The sequence below is a fragment of the Sphingomonas crocodyli genome, assembly GCF_004005865.1.
Lineage (GTDB): Bacteria > Pseudomonadota > Alphaproteobacteria > Sphingomonadales > Sphingomonadaceae > Rhizorhabdus > Rhizorhabdus crocodyli.
In genome coordinates, this window is record NZ_SACN01000001.1 from 2510254 (window position 1) to 2527380 (window position 17127).

General features: G+C 65.5%; 14 protein-coding genes. 6 read left to right on the plus strand and 8 right to left on the minus strand.

Annotated elements, in window-relative coordinates; translation table 11 throughout:
- Together EOD43_RS12015 and EOD43_RS12020 are read left to right on the plus strand one after the other, a co-directional pair.
- Window positions 1–837 (plus strand): transglutaminase family protein, encoded by an 837-nt coding sequence (locus EOD43_RS12015; RefSeq protein WP_127744093.1) that lies wholly within the window; start codon window positions 1–3, stop codon window positions 835–837.
- A gap of 163 nt (window positions 838–1000) precedes the next feature.
- Window positions 1001–2020 carry a FecR family protein gene (locus tag EOD43_RS12020; RefSeq protein WP_164857214.1) on the plus strand — a complete coding sequence of 340 codons (1020 nt, stop codon included), beginning with the start codon at window positions 1001–1003 and terminating at the stop codon, window positions 2018–2020.
- A gap of 112 nt (window positions 2021–2132) precedes the next feature.
- Here the strand turns inward: EOD43_RS12020 and EOD43_RS12025 are convergent, their stop codons facing one another.
- Window positions 2133–3788: a hypothetical protein gene (locus tag EOD43_RS12025; RefSeq protein ID WP_127744095.1), complete on the minus strand. Its 1656-nt coding sequence runs from the start codon at window positions 3786–3788 to the stop codon at window positions 2133–2135.
- A 107-nt stretch (window positions 3789–3895) separates the two neighbouring features.
- Here EOD43_RS12025 and sppA point away from each other — a divergent pair, with 107 nt between their 5' ends.
- From sppA to EOD43_RS12045, 4 genes are read left to right on the plus strand one after another with little or no spacing between them, the layout of a single operon-like run.
- Entirely contained in the window at window positions 3896–5779 is a 1884-nt protein-coding gene (gene sppA, locus EOD43_RS12030) for a signal peptide peptidase SppA (RefSeq protein ID WP_127744096.1), read from the plus strand.
- Entirely contained in the window at window positions 5764–6300 is a 537-nt protein-coding gene (locus tag EOD43_RS12035; protein ID WP_127744097.1) for a GNAT family N-acetyltransferase, read from the plus strand. The genes sppA and EOD43_RS12035 overlap by 16 nt, the downstream gene beginning before the upstream one ends.
- A 54-nt stretch (window positions 6301–6354) precedes the next feature.
- The gene (locus tag EOD43_RS12040; protein ID WP_127744098.1) at window positions 6355–6777 is read left to right on the plus strand and encodes a hypothetical protein; all 423 of its coding nucleotides are present in this window, start codon (window positions 6355–6357) and stop codon (window positions 6775–6777) included.
- Entirely contained in the window at window positions 6774–7490 is a 717-nt protein-coding gene (locus tag EOD43_RS12045) for a hypothetical protein (RefSeq protein ID WP_127744099.1), read from the plus strand. Before EOD43_RS12040 ends, EOD43_RS12045 begins: the two co-directional genes overlap by 4 nt.
- Window positions 7491–7496: 6 nt before the next feature.
- On the opposite strand, the gene EOD43_RS12050 is transcribed toward EOD43_RS12045, so the two are convergent.
- The 7 genes from EOD43_RS12050 to mdh form a co-directional block, all read right to left on the minus strand.
- Entirely contained in the window at window positions 7497–8150 is a 654-nt protein-coding gene (locus EOD43_RS12050) for a hypothetical protein (RefSeq protein WP_127744100.1), read from the minus strand.
- A 66-nt stretch (window positions 8151–8216) separates the two neighbouring features.
- Complete coding sequence (locus EOD43_RS12055; RefSeq protein WP_127744101.1) at window positions 8217–8852, minus strand: trimeric intracellular cation channel family protein; 636 nt, start codon at window positions 8850–8852, stop codon at window positions 8217–8219.
- Window positions 8853–9099: 247 nt separating this feature from the next.
- On the minus strand, window positions 9100–10491 hold the full coding sequence (lpdA, locus tag EOD43_RS12060) for a dihydrolipoyl dehydrogenase (RefSeq protein ID WP_127744102.1): 1392 nt from the start codon (window positions 10489–10491) through the stop codon (window positions 9100–9102).
- Between the two features lie 77 nt (window positions 10492–10568).
- A complete protein-coding gene (odhB, locus tag EOD43_RS12065) occupies window positions 10569–11813 on the minus strand; it encodes a 2-oxoglutarate dehydrogenase complex dihydrolipoyllysine-residue succinyltransferase (RefSeq protein ID WP_127744103.1) in 1245 nt (414 codons plus the stop codon).
- A gap of 1 nt (window position 11814) precedes the next feature.
- Complete coding sequence (locus EOD43_RS12070; protein WP_127744104.1) at window positions 11815–14727, minus strand: 2-oxoglutarate dehydrogenase E1 component; 2913 nt, start codon at window positions 14725–14727, stop codon at window positions 11815–11817.
- Window positions 14728–15082: 355 nt separating this feature from the next.
- Window positions 15083–15967 carry a succinate--CoA ligase subunit alpha gene (sucD, locus tag EOD43_RS12075; protein WP_127744105.1) on the minus strand — a complete coding sequence of 295 codons (885 nt, stop codon included), beginning with the start codon at window positions 15965–15967 and terminating at the stop codon, window positions 15083–15085.
- A 33-nt stretch (window positions 15968–16000) separates the two neighbouring features.
- Window positions 16001–16963 carry a malate dehydrogenase gene (gene mdh / locus EOD43_RS12080; protein WP_127744106.1) on the minus strand — a complete coding sequence of 321 codons (963 nt, stop codon included), beginning with the start codon at window positions 16961–16963 and terminating at the stop codon, window positions 16001–16003.
- Window positions 16964–17127 lie beyond the last annotated feature (164 nt).

Consider the following 17127-nt stretch of genomic DNA (forward strand, 5'->3'; position numbering starts at 1 on the left):
ATGCGCATCCTGATCAGCCACCGCACCGAATATCGCTTCACCGAGCCGCAGGCGCGCGTCGTCCAACTGCTGCGGATGACGCCCGACAGCCATCTGGGCCAAAGCGTCGTCGACTGGCGGATCGAGGTCGATTGCGACGCGCGCCTCAAAAGCCGCCGCGACGGCTTCGGCAACATCGTCTCGATGCTCTATCTGGAAGGGCCGATCGACTGCATCGGCCTCAGCGTCACCGGCGAAGTGCTGACCGAGGATCGCGCCGGCGTGGTCAACGGCGCGGCGAACCTGCTCCCCGCTGGCGTCTTCCTGCGCCCGACCGACCTCACCCGCACCAATGCGGCGATCGACCTGATCGGCGCGGCGCACGGCATCTCCGCCGACGATCCGCTGGGCGCGGCACATGCCCTGTGCGGCGAAATCCACGAACGGATCGCCTGCACCCCCGATCGCAGCACCGACATGCGCACCGCCGCCGAAATCCTGGAGGCGGGCGCCGGCTGCAGCATGGATATGGCGCATGTGATGATCGCCGCCGCCCGCGCCGCCGGCTTTCCCGCCCGCTTCGTCAACGGCTATCTGTGCGATGAAGAAGCCGCCCCACAGCAGCGCCAGGCGCCGCATTTCTGGGCCGAGCTTCACGTCCCCGATTATGGCTGGATCGGCTTCGACCCCGCCTGCGAACGCTGCCCCGACGAAAATTACGTCCGCGTCGCCATCGGCCTCGACTATCGCGACGCCGCCCCGATCTCGGGCGCCCGCATCGGCGGCGGACATGAGGTACTGCGCGTCGGCGTCGACGTCTCTTCCGAGGCCGTGGGGCAACTCCAGACCCAAAACTGACGTGCCGCCCGTAATTTCGGCGCCGTTATAACCATTGTTCACAATTGTTGTGGCGTAATTCACGTCAAAGAGAGCCTGCCCGTGCGAATCGGGCGGGGCGGGTTGCGGTGGGCTGCAAAGCGTCCGATGTTGGACCCGTTTCAGATTTGGGACGATGAAGCCGATGCGCGATTGGGGGAAATTGGTGATCGCGGGGGCGCTGCTGCTGGGCGCCACGCGCGCCTTTGCGGCGGAGGAGCCGCCGCTGCCCTATACGATGAAGCAGGGCGACATCCTGCTCACGCTCGCGCGCGATTATATGACGAAGGAGGCCGACTATCTGGTCGTGCAGCGGCTCAACCGGATCGCCGATCCGCGCCGCATTCCGGTCGGCACCGTCCTCCTCATCCCGCCCGCCATCCTGCGGACCGAGCCGGTGACGGGGCAGATCGCCTCGTTCCGCGGCGCCGTGACGGTCAACGGCAAGGAGGTCGTGGTCGGCACGAAGGTGAATGAAGGGATGCGCGTCGAAACCGGCGCGGGCGCCTTCGTCACCATCCGCATGCCCGATGCCAGCTCGGTCTCGCTGCCGTCGCAGAGCCGCATCCTCGTCACCCGCCTGCGCCGCATCGCGCTGACCGGTGCGATCGACGACGATTTCAAGCTCGAGGCCGGCCGCGCGCGCATGAGCGTCACCCCGTTCAAGGATCCGGGCAGCAAGTTCCGCGTCACCACGCCATTGTCGGTCACGGCGGTGCGCGGCACCGATTTCCGCGTCGCCTTCGAAGGCAGTGAAAAGGCCGCGACCGAAGTGGTCGGCGGCAAGGTCGAAGTGGCGCCCGACGTCGACAAGCCGATCACCGCGATCGGCCGCGGCTTCGGCGTGATCGCGACGCCCACCGGCGTCGGCGATCCGATCGCCCTCCTCCCCGCACCGCAGCTCGCCGCCGTCGAAAAGACCGCGAACGGCGCTACGATCAGCGCGAAGCCGGTCGACGGCGCGCAGAAATATCGGATCGCGCTGGCGGCGGACGCACGCTTCACCGAAGTGCTGGACGAGCAGTTGACCGACACGACCTCGGCCAGCTTCACCCTGCCGCCGACCGCGACCTTCTTCATCCGCCTGACCGCGATCGACGCGAACGGGCTGGAGGGGCTTCCGGGCACGTTTTCGCTGAGCGGGCAGCTTCCCGCTTCGCGCTAACCGCCTCTCCTCCCCACTCGTCATTGCGAGGAGCCGCTTGCGGCGACGTGGCAATCCACTCCGCAGTTCGGAATGGATTGCTTCGCTCCGCTCGCAATGACGAGTGAGAGACTTAGATCGGCACGCCGTGGTTGAGATACCCCACCGGACACGCCGCAACGTAACGATCCGGGCGTGACCGATAGGCCCGCGCCGCCGCCGCATCGGGCAACGGCACCAGCCACCCGCGATCCGGGTTCCACACCGACAGCTTCGGCCCATAGGGCATGTCGTTCGCCAGCGAGTAGGTGATCGTTTCGACCTGCCGGTCGCCCCATGTCAGCCGGTCGGTGACGACATCGGCCCTGATCGGCCGGCCGAGGGTCAGGCCGAGCGCCGAGCTGCTGTCCCAATAGGTTTCAAAGACGATCCCCGGCCCGATATAGGGGCACACGCCATCGATGATCACCATATCGCCCGCCGGCACACCCGCCAGCTGCACCTTCGCCTTGTCGAGCAGCTGCCACTGCCGCGCGGCGGCGGTCGTCCAATAATGGCCGATATCGGCGATGCGGATCGTCGCCAGCACCGCCATGATCGCGATCAGCCCCGCAAAGGCCGCCGCGCGCCGCTGCGCCGGCACCCGTTCCGCAAACATCCCGGCCACCGCCACCAGCGTCAGCGCGATACCCAGCGCCGCCGCGCCCGCCGTCCGGTTCGCGACGCCGGCGGGCGAGATGTTGACCGCGCCCGACATCAGGAAGGTGCCATAGCCCGCGAACATCAATGCGACGCCGCCCAGCGCGAACATCCACGGCCGCGCGGGCCATGCGGGCGCGGTCCGCGACAGCCGCCACCCTGCCAGCCCCCCGATCGCCAGCGCGGCGGCGAGCGGCGCGATCAGCCGCCCCTCCCCCGCCATCGTCGCGATCGACCGGAACGGCCCGGCGACCGTGTCGCCGAAATGGACGGTGAACAGAGCGATCAGGTTGATGCCGTGATCGACCCGCCAATCGTGGTGCAGATCGATGAAGTGGCCGACGAGCGTGCGGAAGAACATCATGTCCAGCGGGGTCGCGCGCGCCGAAACCTGCCCCTTCAGCACGATCGCCGCGCCCACCACCACGACATTGGCGATCTGTGGCAGCACCGCGCGCAGCATCGGCACGCCGCTGCGCCAGCGCCGCCACCCGACCAGCGCCGCCCCCAGCAAGATGATCGGCGCGAAAATCTCATAGAAGGCGAGCACCAGCGCGCCCGACACCAAAGACGCGATCTTCCACCGCGTCCGCCCCGTCCGTTCCCAGCGCAGATCGGCGAGGATCGCGACCAGGGTGAACAACAGGCTGAACCCGACCTGGAAGGTCGACATCCACACCCGCATCGTCGAATGCTGGGGCAGCAGCAGGAAGGCGAGCGTCAGCGCGAAGGCGATCGCGCGGTCGAATCCGATGCGGATCAGCAGCCGGTGGAGCAGCGCCATGCACGCCGCCAGCACCGCCAGATTGATCAGGTGATAGGGCAGCGGATTGAGCCCGAACATCTTGTAGAGCCAGGCGAACTCCAGCCCCTGCAGCGGCCGCGCAAGCGCCGGATAGAAGAGGCCCGCGCGCACGAAATCGAACGTGCTGCCGTCGAGCGCCGCCTGATAATGCGCGAAAAAGTCCCAATCGTCGGTGTAGAAGCCCAGTCCGAACACATAAGGCAGCGCCGATATCAGGAAGATCGCGACCAGCCAGATCGTGTCCGCTTTTATCTGCCGCTGCATCACGTCTCCACCGTCGCTCATCGTGCGAGCATGGCAGAGGCGGCCGCCCCCCTCAATGGCATGGACGCCGGATCGCTTCGGCCCTAGATTCACCCGCAACGATCCGATCGACCGAAAGACATTTGCGAATGAAGCTGTTGAAGGGCCTGTGGGCATTGCTGGTGGGCGTGAAGGATGCGCTCGTTTTGCTGGCGATGCTGATCTTCTTCAGCTTCCTGTTCGTGGCGCTCTCGGTCCGCCCGACGACCGCCGCGACGCCGTCGACCGGCGCGCTCGTCGTCGATCTGACCGGCAGTCTGGTCGAGCAGCCCGCCGAAACCGATCCGATCGCCCTGCTGTCGGGCGGCGGCGGGGTTTCGCGCGAAACGCGGCTGCGCGATCTCGAACGTGCGCTCGATGCCGCATCGACCTCGTCGAACGTCAAGGCGATCGTCCTCGATCTCGATCGCTTCACCGGCGGCAGCCAGGCGACGATCGCCGCCGCCGCCCGCGCGATCGACAAGGCGCGCGCCGCGGGCAAGCCCGTCTTGGCCTATGCCACCGGCTATACCGACGACGGCTATCAGCTCGCCGCGCACGCGACCGAGGTGTGGCTTAACCCGCTGGGCGCCGTGATCCTCACCGGCCCCGGCGGCGCGCGGCTCTATTATAAAGGGCTGCTCGACAAGCTGGGCGTGACGACCAAGGTCTATCGCGTCGGCATGTTCAAATCGGCGGTCGAGCCGTACACCCGCACCGATCAGTCGCCCGAAGCGCGCGCCGCCAATCAGGCGCTGGCCGATGCCCTGTGGGCCAGCTGGCAGGCCGATGTCGGCAAGGCGCGGCCCAAGGCGAAGCTGACCGACTATATCGCGCATCCCGATCTCGCGAGCGTCGCATCGAAGGGCGATATGGCGCAGGCCGCGCTCGCCGCGAAGCTGGTCGATCGGCTGGGCGATCGCAACGATTTCAACGCGCGCGTTTCCGCGATCGCGGGCGATGCGGGCGACGGCGGGGTCAATGATTTCAAGGCGATCCCGCTCGATCGCTGGGCCGATTCGCATCCGGAGAAATCCAGCGGCACCCCGATCGGCGTGCTGACCATCGCAGGCACGATCGTCGATGGCCGCGCGGCGCCCGGCGCGGCCGGCGGCACCACCATTTCCGATCTGCTGCTCGATGAGCTGAAGAAGAACCGCATCAAGGCGCTGGTCGTCCGCGTCGACAGCCCCGGCGGTTCGGTGATGGCGTCCGAACAGATCCGATCGGCGATCCTGCAGGCGAAGGCGCGCAAGCTGCCGATCGTCGTTTCGATGGGCGGGCTGGCGGCCAGCGGCGGCTATTGGGTGTCGACACCGGCGGACAAGATCATCGCCGATCCCGCGACCATCACCGGATCGATCGGCGTGTTCGGCGTCCTCCCCACCTTCCAGGGCACACTCACCAAGGTCGGCCTGTCGGCGGACGGGGTGAAGACCACCCCGCTGTCGGGCGAGCCCGACGTGCTGCGCGGCACCTCGCCCGAATTCGACGCGCTGTTGCAGGGATCGATCGACGATATCTACCGCCGCTTCACCGGCCTCGTCGCCGAAAGCCGCAAGCTGCCGGTCGCGCGCGTGCGCGAAATCGCCGAAGGCCGCGTCTGGGCGGGCAGCACCGCCAAGGGGCTGGGCCTCGTCGACCAGTTCGGCGGCGTCGACGATGCGGTGGCCGAGGCCGCGAAGCTCGCCAAGCTCGATCCCAAATCGGTCCGCCCGCTCTACATCGAAAAGGCGCCGAGCAGCTGGAAGGAAATGCTCAAGTCGCTCACCCGGCCCGAGGAGGAGAGCGGCGAGAATGGTTCGGTCGACGTATGGACCCGCGTTGCCGGCCGCCCCGACGCGCTGATGCTGCGCGCGCTGGCCGATGCGCGCGAGGTTTTGACCGGCCCGGCGATCCAGGCCCGCTGCCTCGAATGCGCGTCGGACACGCCGGTCCGCGCGTCGCGTGACCAGAGCCTCTACGAAGGGTTGATCGCGTGGGCGACGCGCTGATCCGCGCCGCCACCCCCGCTGACATCCCTGCCATTGCGGCAGTCTACGCGCCTTATGTGCGAGATACGGTCATCAGCTTCGAACTGGAGCCGCCGTCCGAGGCAGAAATGGCGCGGCGGATGGCGGGTATCGCCGCGCGCTACCCCTATCTCGTGATCGAGGAGGATGGAGTTGTGCAGGGCTATGCCTATGCGGGCGCCTTCAACGATCGCGCCGCCTATCGCTGGGTTACGGAGACGACGATCTACCTCGCCGCATCCGCCAAGGGTCGCGGCCTAGGTCGCCGCCTCTACACGGCCTTGCTCGACGATCTGCGCGCGCGAGGCTTCAACGCCGCGACCGGCAAGATCAGCCTGCCCAATCCGGAAAGCGTCGGCCTCCACGAAAAGCTCGGCTTCACCCTCGTCGGCGCGCACCACAAGGTCGGCTGGAAATTCGACGCCTGGTGGGACATGGGCGTCTTCCAACTCGACCTCGCCCCGCGCGAGATGCCGCCGATGGAGCCGCGGTTCGGGCCCTGAGCCGATTGAAGGGGCATCGCAATCGGCCTAAAGCGGCGTTGGGGGACGCATCACATGACGATCAGGATTAGCTTCGCCTGTCTGACGATGATGGCAATGGCCTATGCCGCGCCGGCATCGGCCGAGCGGCGCTATTTCCACAAAGCGGCGGTGGATCGCGACACGTTCGTCAGCGACTATGGCCAATGCGCCGCACTGGCCGGAGGCGTGCGGCCGGTGCGCTACACCGTCCATTCGACCAATGCGTATCAGGAAGCCGCCGGATCCTTCTTCGCCGGCTTCTTCGGATCGCGCGAGACGCGCAGGCTGCAGGGCAACGTGCTGCAGGTCTGTATGGCCGATCGCGGCTATCGGCAGCATATCGCGAGCGACGCGCTGTGGGATGAAGTGAAGAAATTGCCGCAGGACAAGCAGATCGATCGGCTGTTCGAACTCGCCGCCGCGCCTGATCAAACGGCTCAAGGGACCACGAAATGAAGCGCATCTTCCTGGCTGCGACCATAGCCGTTGCAACCGCCGGCCCCGGCATGGCCGAAACGCTGAAGGCGGTTCCAACCAGCCTCGATCCCACCAAGGCCTATATCTTGGTCGAATATCGCCTGATCGCCAACAACTTCGCAGACTTGCCGGGTTCACGCAAAACCCTGCCGCTGATCGCGGGCCTTTCGTTCGGTTCCTATGACGATGCCGCGCACGACCTGAAAAAGGATGCCAAGGGTCACCCGCTGATCGAAGCGTTCCGCAACCGGGAGATCGTTCGGGTCGAAGGCGCGCGATTGCACCTGATCGAAACCGATCCGGGTTTGTGGGTGATCGCGGGATGGGGCGACACCTCCTTCGCGCTCGGATCGTATAGCTTCCGGCTGGAAGCGGGCAAAATCACCGATCTAGGCGTGGTGACAGGCGCGCAGGACTGGGCCGAAGGGGATCGCGCGATGAACAGCGGCGATCTGATGAAGATGGCGCTTCTCGGCCCCTTCGCCAAACAGCCCGCCATCGCGCCGATGCGCGCCAGCTTCCGTCCGCGCGACGAGGGCGACATTCCCGTGCCGATGACGCTTACCGGCGTGACCTATGCCGTCGCCTTCACCCCGGATCAGAAGTTCGGCAATTATCAGGGCCGGCTCGTCAACCGGATCGAAGGCGCCAATGCGCGCCTGCGCGACGGCGCGACGCCGAAGGCCGACTGACGGTTCTTAGCCAAATTTCGCCGTGCACATCTTCATCGTCTCGGCCGGCGCGCCCAGCTTCGCCATGCCGCTCAGCGCCTCGTTCTTCATCGCCTGCGTCTTGGCGAAGTTGTTGGCGCCCTTGGCCTTCATGCCCGCGCCCACCGCCGTATCAAGTTCGCGTTTCATCTTGTCGTAGCCGGCAAGCTCGCTCTGCCCCTTCTCATCCACCGTCGCGACCGAGCGGCGCAGGAAATCGCCCATCGCGTAGCAGCCGAGCTGCGCGTCGAACTTGCCCGCCGGTAGTTCGATCCCGCTCGTCTTGATCGTGGCCGGATAGGCTTCGTCGCACGCCGGCTCCAGCTTCTGCCATTCGCCGGCGGTGATCTGCTCCTGCAATTCGCCCATCTTCTTGGCGACGGCGGAGGCGCGATCGATGTTGAAGCTGTCGCCTTCGGAACCCGCCAACATCGCATAATGGGTGATGCGCAATTGTTCGGCGAAGGGCAGTTCGGCCTTGATGTCGGCCTGCGCCGCCCGCGCCCGCGCCGCGCTCACCACCGCGCAGGTCGCCGCCTTGTCGATCGGGTCGGCGGGCAGCTCCAGCGGCTTGGGGCCGCAGCTTGCCAGCAGGGCGCCAACCAGACTGGGCGTCAGAAGAATCGGCAGAAATCGACGCATCACACCATCCCGAATGATGAACATTACGGGAAGGATACGTTTGCGGCCCCGCGCGGTTCCCCGGCGTCAGCGCCTGTAGGCAGGCAGTGCCAAACCTCGGGCGATTGCCAGCGCGCGCAGGATGAACCCGGCCAGCGCCCCCACCCCCGCCGCCACGAACGGATCGACGCCCAGCAGGCTGAGCGCCACGAACAGCCCGGCGGCAAGCGCCGCGGCGGTCACGTAAATCTCCGGTCGCAACAGGATCGACGGCTCGCCCGCCAGCACATCGCGGATGATGCCGCCGACGCACGACGTCACCACCCCCATCGCAAAGGCCGGCAGCGGCGGGATGCCGTAAGCCAGCGCCTTCCAAGCGCCGAACACCGCATAGGCCGCCAGCCCCAGCGCGTCGAACCAGTCGAGCGCGCGTTCCCGCCACCAATGGCGCGGCGTCGCATAGATCAGGATCGCGGCGGCCAGGCACACGAAGATCGGACGATTGTCGTGCAGCCAGAAGACCGGCGCGCCGATCAACAGATCGCGCACCGTCCCGCCCCCGGTTCCCGTCACGCCCGCGAAGAAGGTGAAGGTGACGAGCGTCTGCCGCAGCTTCGCCGCCGCCAGCGCGCCCGACGCGGCGAACAGGGCGATCCCGACCGTATCGAGCATCGGCAACACGCTGCGGACGAGTTCGAAATTGGGGTGCATGCTTGGCGTCATAGCGCCGCCTCCCCTCCCCGTCATCCCGGCGGAGGCCGGGATCTCAGGAGATGGGGAGACCAGCGAGCGGCAAGAGACGCCAGAGATCCCGGCCTCCGCCGGGATGACGGCTAAGGCCATGTCTCGCCATTGCGAGCCCCTGAAAGCGACGAAGCAATCCACTCCGGGTTGGAATGGATTGCTTCGCTACGCTCGCAATGACGAAGGTGCGGGAGAGAAGGTTGTGCCCCCTCTCCCGCAAACCCGATCAGATGTGGATCGGCTTGCCGGTCACCGCCATCGCGGCTTCCTTGATCGCTTCCGAATGGGTCGGATGCGCGTGGCAGGTATAGGCGATGTCCTCGCTGGTCGCGCCGAACTCCATCGCCTGCGCGGCCTGCGCGATCATCGTGCCGGCGACCGACGCGATGATATGGACGCCCAGAACCTTGTCGGTCTTGGCGTCGGCGATCACCTTCACGAAGCCTTCGGGCTCATGGTTGGTCTTGGCGCGCGAATTGGCGAGCATCGGGAACTTGCCGACCTTGACGTCGCCACGCTCCTTGGCCTGCTCCTCGGTCAGGCCCACGCCGGCGATCTCGGGCATCGTATAGACGACGCCGGGGATCACATCGTGGTTCACGATGCCGGTCAGGCCCGCGATATTCTCGGCCACCGCAATGCCTTCATCCTCGGCCTTGTGCGCAAGCATCGGGCCGGGGACGACGTCGCCGATCGCCCAGATGCCGGGCGTCGCGGTGTCGAAGTCGTGGCCGATCTCGATCTGGCCGCGCTTGTTGACGGTCAGGCCCGCACGCTCCAGCGCGAGGCCATCGGTGTTCGGACGGCGCCCGATCGACACCAGCACCGCATCGGCCTCCAGCGTCTCCGCCGCACCGCCGGCCGCCGGCTCGACCGTGACGGTCGCCTTGCCGCCCTTGCTGGTCACACCGGTCACCTTGGTGCCCAGCTTCAGCTCCATGCCCTGCTTCTTGAAGATCTTGGCGGCCTCCTTGCGGATTTCACCGTCCATGCCGGGCAGCAGCTGATCGAGGAACTCGACCACGGTCACCTTGGCGCCCAGGCGCTTCCACACCGAACCCAGCTCAAGGCCGATCACGCCGCCGCCGATCACGACGAGGTGCTTGGGAACCTTGGTGAACTCCAGCGCGCCGGTCGACGAAACGACGACCTTCTCGTCGATCTCGACACCCGGAAGCGGCGTCACCGACGAACCCGTCGCGATCACGATGTTCTTGGCGCGATAGCTCTTGCCCGCAACGTCGATCGTGTCCTTGCCGGTGAACGCGCCGTGGCCCTTAAGCCATTCGACCTTGTTCTTCTTGAACAGATATTCGATGCCGCCGGTCAGGCCCTTCACCGCGTCCTTGCGCTGGCCCTGCATCGTATCGAGGTCGAGTTCGACCGTCGCCTTGATGCCCATCTTGGCCATCTCGCCATTGACGGCCTTGTCATAATATTCGGACGCGTGAAGCATCGCCTTCGAAGGGATGCAGCCCACGTTCAGGCAGGTGCCGCCCAGCGTCTCGCGGCTTTCCACGCACGCGGTCTTGAGCCCCAGCTGCGCCGCACGGATCGCGGCGACATAGCCGCCGGGGCCGGCGCCGATGACGATCACGTCGAAATCATAATCAGACATTGTCTTGGTCCTCATTCAGAGGATGAAACAGGCCGCCCATCCCAAGCTTGCTCGGGATGGGCGGATAATGCGTGCGATCAGAGGTCGATCAGCAGACGGGTCGGATCCTCGATCGCGTTCTTGAGCGCGACGAGGAAGGTCACCGCTTCGCGACCGTCGATCAGGCGATGGTCGTAGCTGAGCGCCAGATACATCATCGGGCGGACGACGACCTGGCCGTCGCGGACGACCGGGCGGTCCTCGATGCGGTGGAGGCCCAGAACGCCCGACTGCGGCGGATTGATGATCGGGGTCGACATCAGCGAGCCGAAGACGCCGCCGTTGGAGATGGTGAAGGTGCCGCCCTTCATGTCTTCCATCGACAGCTTGCCTTCCTTGGCGCGCTTGCCGAAATCGCCGATCGTCTTTTCGATGCCCGAAACCGACAGGTTCTGCGCGTCGCGGATCACCGGAACGACCAGGCCGTTCGGCGCCGAAACCGCGACCGACACGTCAACATAGTCGCGATAGACGATCTCATCGCCTTCGATCGATGCGTTGACCGCGGGCACGTCCTTCAGCGCCATCACGGCCGCCTTCACGAAGAAGCCCATGAAGCCCAGGCGAACGCCATGCTTCTTTTCGAACAAATCCTTATACTTGTTCCGGGCCTCGATCACGGCGGTCATGTCGACGTCGTTGAACGTCGTCAGCATCGCGGCGGTGTTCTGCGCTTCCTTCAGGCGCTTGGCGACCGTCTGGCGAAGGCGGGTCATCTTGACCCGTTCTTCCTTGCGCTCGCCGGCGGCCGAAGCGACCGGTGCGGCGGCGGCCGGAGCAGCAGCCGGAGCGGCCGTCTTGGGCTGCGACTTGGCGGCGGCGATCACGTCATCCTTGGTCACGCGGCCATCCTTGCCGGTGCCACGGATCTTCGACGGATCGACCCCATATTCCAGAACCGCGCGGCGAACCGACGGCGACAGCGTCAGCGCGTCGCCCGATTCCTCGACCGGCGCCGAAGCCGGCTCGGCGGGCGCAGCCGCTTCGGCCTTGCCCACCGCAGTGCGATCCTCGACCGCCGGGGTCGCCGAGGTGGAAGCAGCCGCCCCCGCCTCGATGCGCGCGATCACCGCGCCCACGTTCACCGTATCGCCTTCGTTGACGACGAGTTCGCCGATCACGCCGGCGACGGGCGAAGGCACTTCGACCGCGACCTTGTCGGTCTCCAGGCTGGCAATGGGTTCGTCGACCTTCACGGCCTCGCCCGGCTTCTTGAGCCACTGGCCCAGCGTCGCTTCGGTGATCGATTCGCCGAGCGTCGGCACCACAACATCGGTTGCCATCTTACTTACCCTTTACTTCGTGGCCGAGCGCATCGGCGATCAGTGCAGCCTGCTGCACGGCATGATTGCGGGCGAGGCCGGTCGCGGTCGCGGCGGCCGCCTTGCGGCCGGCATAAACCGGACGCTGCGACTTGCCGCCGACATCGGCCAGAACCTTCTCGATATACGGCTCGACGAAGGTCCAGGCGCCCTGGTTCTTCGGCTCTTCCTGTGCCCACACCACGGTTTCGAGGTTGGGCATCCGGCCAAGGCGCGTGATCAGCGCATCGGACGGGAACGGATAGAGCTGTTCCAGACGCAGGATGGCGGTGTTCTGGTCGCCCGCCGCGTCGCGCGCCTCGGCCAGCTCGTAATAGAGCTTGCCCGACACCAGAACGACGCGCTTCACGTCCTTGTCCGCCGGCGGATTGTTGTCCGGAAGGACGCGCTGGAAGCGGGTCTCGCCGGTGAAATCCTCCAGCTTCGACACGGCCGACTTGTGCCGCAGCAGCGACTTCGGCGTCATGACGATCAGCGGCTTGCGGAACTTCCGGATCATCTGACGGCGCAGCATGTGGAAGTAGTTGGCCGGGGTCGTGCAGTTGGCGACCTGCATATTATCTTCAGCGCACAGCTGCAGATAACGCTCCAGACGCGCCGAGCTATGTTCCGGCCCCTGCCCTTCGTAACCGTGCGGCAGCAGCATCACCAGACCGTTGACGCGCAGCCACTTGGCTTCGCCCGACGAGATGAACTGATCGATGATGACCTGCGCACCGTTGGCGAAGTCGCCGAACTGGGCTTCCCACATGACCAAAGTGTTCGGCGCCGCCGACGCATAGCCATATTCGAAGCCGAGCACGCCGAACTCGCTGAGCGGCGAGTCGAGCACCTGGAAACGGCGGTCCATCGCCGACAGCGGGATGTACTTGTGGCCATCCTTCTGATCGACCCAGACGGCGTGCCGCTGGCTGAACGTGCCGCGGCCCGAATCCTGGCCCGACAGGCGGACGCCATAGCCTTCCTTGAGCAGCGAACCGAAAGCCAGCGCCTCGCCGGTCGCCCAGTCGAAGCCCTCGCCCGAGGAGAACATCTCCTTCTTGGCTTCCAGGATGCGACCCAACGTCTTGTGGATCGTGATCCCTTCAGGAACGGTCGTCAGCTGCTTGCCGAGATCCACGACGATCTCTTCGGTCAGCCCGGTATCTGCCGCGCGTTTTTCGGTGATCGCTTCGCGCGGTTCGGCAAAGCCGGCCCAGTCGCCTTCGAACCAGTCGGCCTTGTTGACCTTGTAGGTCTTGCCCGCTTCGAACTCGCCTTCCAGCTTCTCGACGAACTCGGCCTCATGCGACGAGGTCCAATTGTCGTTGATCACGCCTTCCTGAACGAGCCGCGCATTGTAGATCGCGGACACCGGCGGATGCTTGCGGATCACGTCGTACATCAGCGGCTGGGTGAAGCCCGGCTCGTCGCCTTCGTTATGGCCGAAGCGGCGATAGCACCACATGTCGATCACGACGTCGCGCTTGAAGGTCTGGCGATATTCGGTCGCGATCTTGCAGGCGAAGGTCACGGCTTCGGGATCGTCGCCGTTGACGTGCAGGATCGGCGCCGCAACCATCTTCGCGATATCCGACGGATAGGGCGACGAACGCGCGAACTGCGGGCTGGTGGTGAAGCCCACCTGGTTGTTGATCACGAAATGGATCGTGCCGCCGGTATTGTAGCCGCGCAGGCCCGAAAAGCCGAAGCACTCCATGATCACGCCCTGCCCTGCGAACGCGGCGTCGCCGTGCAGCAGGATCGGCAGAACCTTCTCGCGCTCCAGATCGTCGAGCTTGGTCTGCTTGGCGCGCGCCTTGCCCAGCACGACCGGATCGACGCACTCGAGGTGCGACGGGTTCGGCGCCAGGCTCATGTGAACCTTGTTGCCGTCGAACTCGCGGTCGGTGGAGGTGCCGAGGTGGTACTTCACGTCGCCCGAACCGCCGACATCTTCCGGGTTCGCCGAACCACCGGCAAACTCGTTGAAGAGTGCGCGATAGGGCTTGGCCATCACGTTGGTCAGCATGTTCAGACGGCCGCGATGGGCCATGCCGAAGATGATCTCGTTGACGCCGTAAGCGCCCGAATATTTGATCACGGCTTCCATAGCCGGGATCATCGATTCACCGCCGTCGAGGCCGAAGCGCTTCGTGCCGACATATTTGCGGCCGAGGAACTTCTCCCACTGCTCAGCTTCGATCACCTTGTTGAGGATCGCCTTCTTGCCCTCGGGCGTGAAGTGGATCTCGGCGTCCTTGCCTTCCATCCGCTCCTGGAGGAAGCGGCGCTCCTCCACGTCGGGGATGTGCATGTATTCGAGGCCGATATTGCCGCAATAATTCTTGCGCAGGATCGCCAGGATCTCACGCGGGGTCGCATATTGCAGGCCCAGGAAACCCGCCACGAAGACCTGACGGTCCATGTCGGCTTCCTTGAAGCCGTGCCATTCGGGGCTGAGGTCGATCGGCTCCTCGCGCTTGGACAGGCCCAGCGGGTCGAGATTGGCGAGCAGATGGCCGCGCACGCGATAGGTGCGGATCAGCATCAGGGCGCGCATCGAATCCTGCGCGCGCTGCTCGATCTCTTCCTGGCTGACGGCGGGCGCCGCAGCGGCGGCCGGAGCAGCCTTGGGCGCACCGCCCTTGGCGGGCTTGGGTGCAGGCTCCATCTGAGTGGGATCGAGGCCGGCGGTCAGCGAGTCGGTGCTGCTGAGCGGCCAGTTCGGATTGGCCCAGCTAGGCCCCGAAACGCTTGCTTCGATGTTGGAGAAATAATCCTGCCAGCTCGGCTCAACGGACGATCTGTCCTGGCGATACTGACGATACAGATTCTCGACGAATGAAGGCGAAACGCCCTCTGGCCCGTCGAAAGCCACGCCTTCGATACCCAATGTCACCTCCTGGTCTGCACCCACCCCGGAGCTTAGGTCCGAAGCGCAGCAATTGGCGGGGCCGATATAGGAGCGGCTTGCGTCGAAGGCGAGACGGTATTTGCATCTATCAGGTAGAAAATGCGTGGCTGGCTATATTTTGATTTCAACGCCCCTTTGATCCTCCCCCGGAGGGGGAGGGGGACCGGCGCAGCCGGTGGAGGGGTAGCTGGAGAAGGAGTGCCTCGCTGCCGGCAAATACCTCTCCACCACGCCTTCGGCGCGGTCCCCCTCTCCCTCCGGGAGAGGATCTAAAACGAAAACGGCGGCCGGGTTGCCCCGACCGCCGCTTCAAATCGTACCGATAGCGAAGGGTTTAGCCCTTCAGCACCTCGGCCAGCGTTTCGCCGAGCAGCGAGGGGCTCGACGCCACCTTGATGCCGGCAGCTTCCATCGCCGCGATCTTCTCTTCGGCGCCGCCCTGGCCGCCCGAAACGATTGCGCCGGCGTGGCCCATTCGGCGGCCCGGAGGCGCCGTGCGGCCCGCGATGAAGCCGGCCATCGGCTTCTTGCGGCCCTTCTTGGCCTCATCGATCAGGAACTGAGCGGCTTCCTCTTCGGCCGAACCGCCGATTTCGCCGATCATGATGATCGACTTGGTCTCGTCGTCCGCCAGGAACAGCTCGAGCATGTCGATGAAGTTGGTGCCGTTGACCGGATCGCCGCCGATGCCGACCGCGGTGGTCTGGCCCAGGCCGATCGCCGAGGTCTGGAACACCGCTTCATAGGTCAGCGTGCCCGAACGCGAAACGACGCCGACCGAACCCTTCTTGAAGATGCTGCCCGGCATGATGCCGATCTTGCACTCGTTCGGGGTCAGGACGCCGGGGCAGTTCGGGCCGATCAGGCGCGACTTCGAACCCTGCAGCGCGCGCTTCACCTTGATCATGTCGATGACCGGGATACCCTCGGTGATCGTGACGATCAGCGGCACTTCCGCGTCGATCGCTTCCAGGATCGAGTCGGCCGCGAAGGGCGGCGGAACGTAGATCACCGAAGCATCGGCGCCGGTGGCCGCAACCGCCTCATGGACGGTGTTGAAGTTGGGCAGGCCGATGTGGGTCGTGCCGCCCTTGCCCGGCGTCACGCCGCCGACCATCTGCGTGCCATAGGCAAGCGCCTGTTCGGTGTGGAACGTGCCGGTGTTGCCGGTCATGCCCTGGGTGATGACCTTGGTGTTCTTGTTGACGAGGATCGACATGGACTGTTGAGCCTTCCGGGAAGAGGTTGTCGATTAAGCGAGCGAGGGGTCGATGCCCTTACAGGCGACCAGCAGTTCCTTGACCGCGTCGACCGAGACCTGAAGATTGGCCTTGGCTTCGTCGTCCAGGCTCACTTCGATGATCTTTTCGACGCCGCCCGCACCGAACAGCACCGGCACGCCGACATACAGGTCGTTCACACCATATTCGCCCGACAGGTAGGCCGCCGCCGGCAGGATGCGCTTCTGGTCGCCCAGATAGGCTTCCGCCATCGCGATCGCCGAGGTGGCGGGCGCATAGAAGGCCGAACCGGTCTTGAGCAGCGCGACGATCTCGCCGCCGCCGCCACGGGTGCGCTTGACGATCTCGTCGATGCGCTCCTTGGTCGACATGCCCATCTTGATCAGATCGGTGACGGGGATGCCCGAAACGGTCGAATATTCGAGGACGGGGACCATCGTGTCGCCGTGGCCGCCCAGCACGAACGTGTTCACGTCCTTGACCGAGACGTTGAACTCGTCGGCGAGGAAGTGGCTGAAGCGCGCCGAGTCGAGCACGCCGGCCATGCCGACGACCTTGTTGTGCGGCAGGCCCGAGAATTCGCGCAGAGCCCAGACCATCGCGTCGAGCGGGTTGGTGATGCAGATGACGAACGCGTCGGGGGCGTTGGCCTTGATGCCCTCACCCACGGCCTTCATCACCTTCAGGTTGATGCCGAGCAGGTCGTCGCGGCTCATGCCCGGCTTGCGGGCGACGCCGGCGGTGACGATGATGACGTCGGCGCCCTTGATGTCGGCATAATCGTTCGAGCCGATGATCTTGGCGTCGAAGCCCTCGACCGGGCCGCACTGCGACAGATCGAGCGCCTTGCCCTGCGGAACGCCCTCGACCACGTCGAACAGAACGATGTCGCCCAGGCCCTTGAGAGCCGCGAGGTGAGCCAGCGTGCCGCCGATATTGCCGGCGCCGATCAACGCAATCTTAGTACGAGCCATCAGCCCCTCCCGAAAGAAATCGCATGACTAAGGCGGCCGCGCGGACACGGCCGCCTGTAGAACGGTGCCCGCTTAGCCTCGCGATCCGGCATGGGCAACCACCGGATTCGCATCACAGGACGATTTTTCATGCAGCGCAGCAATCGGAGGAGCACCGCCACCCT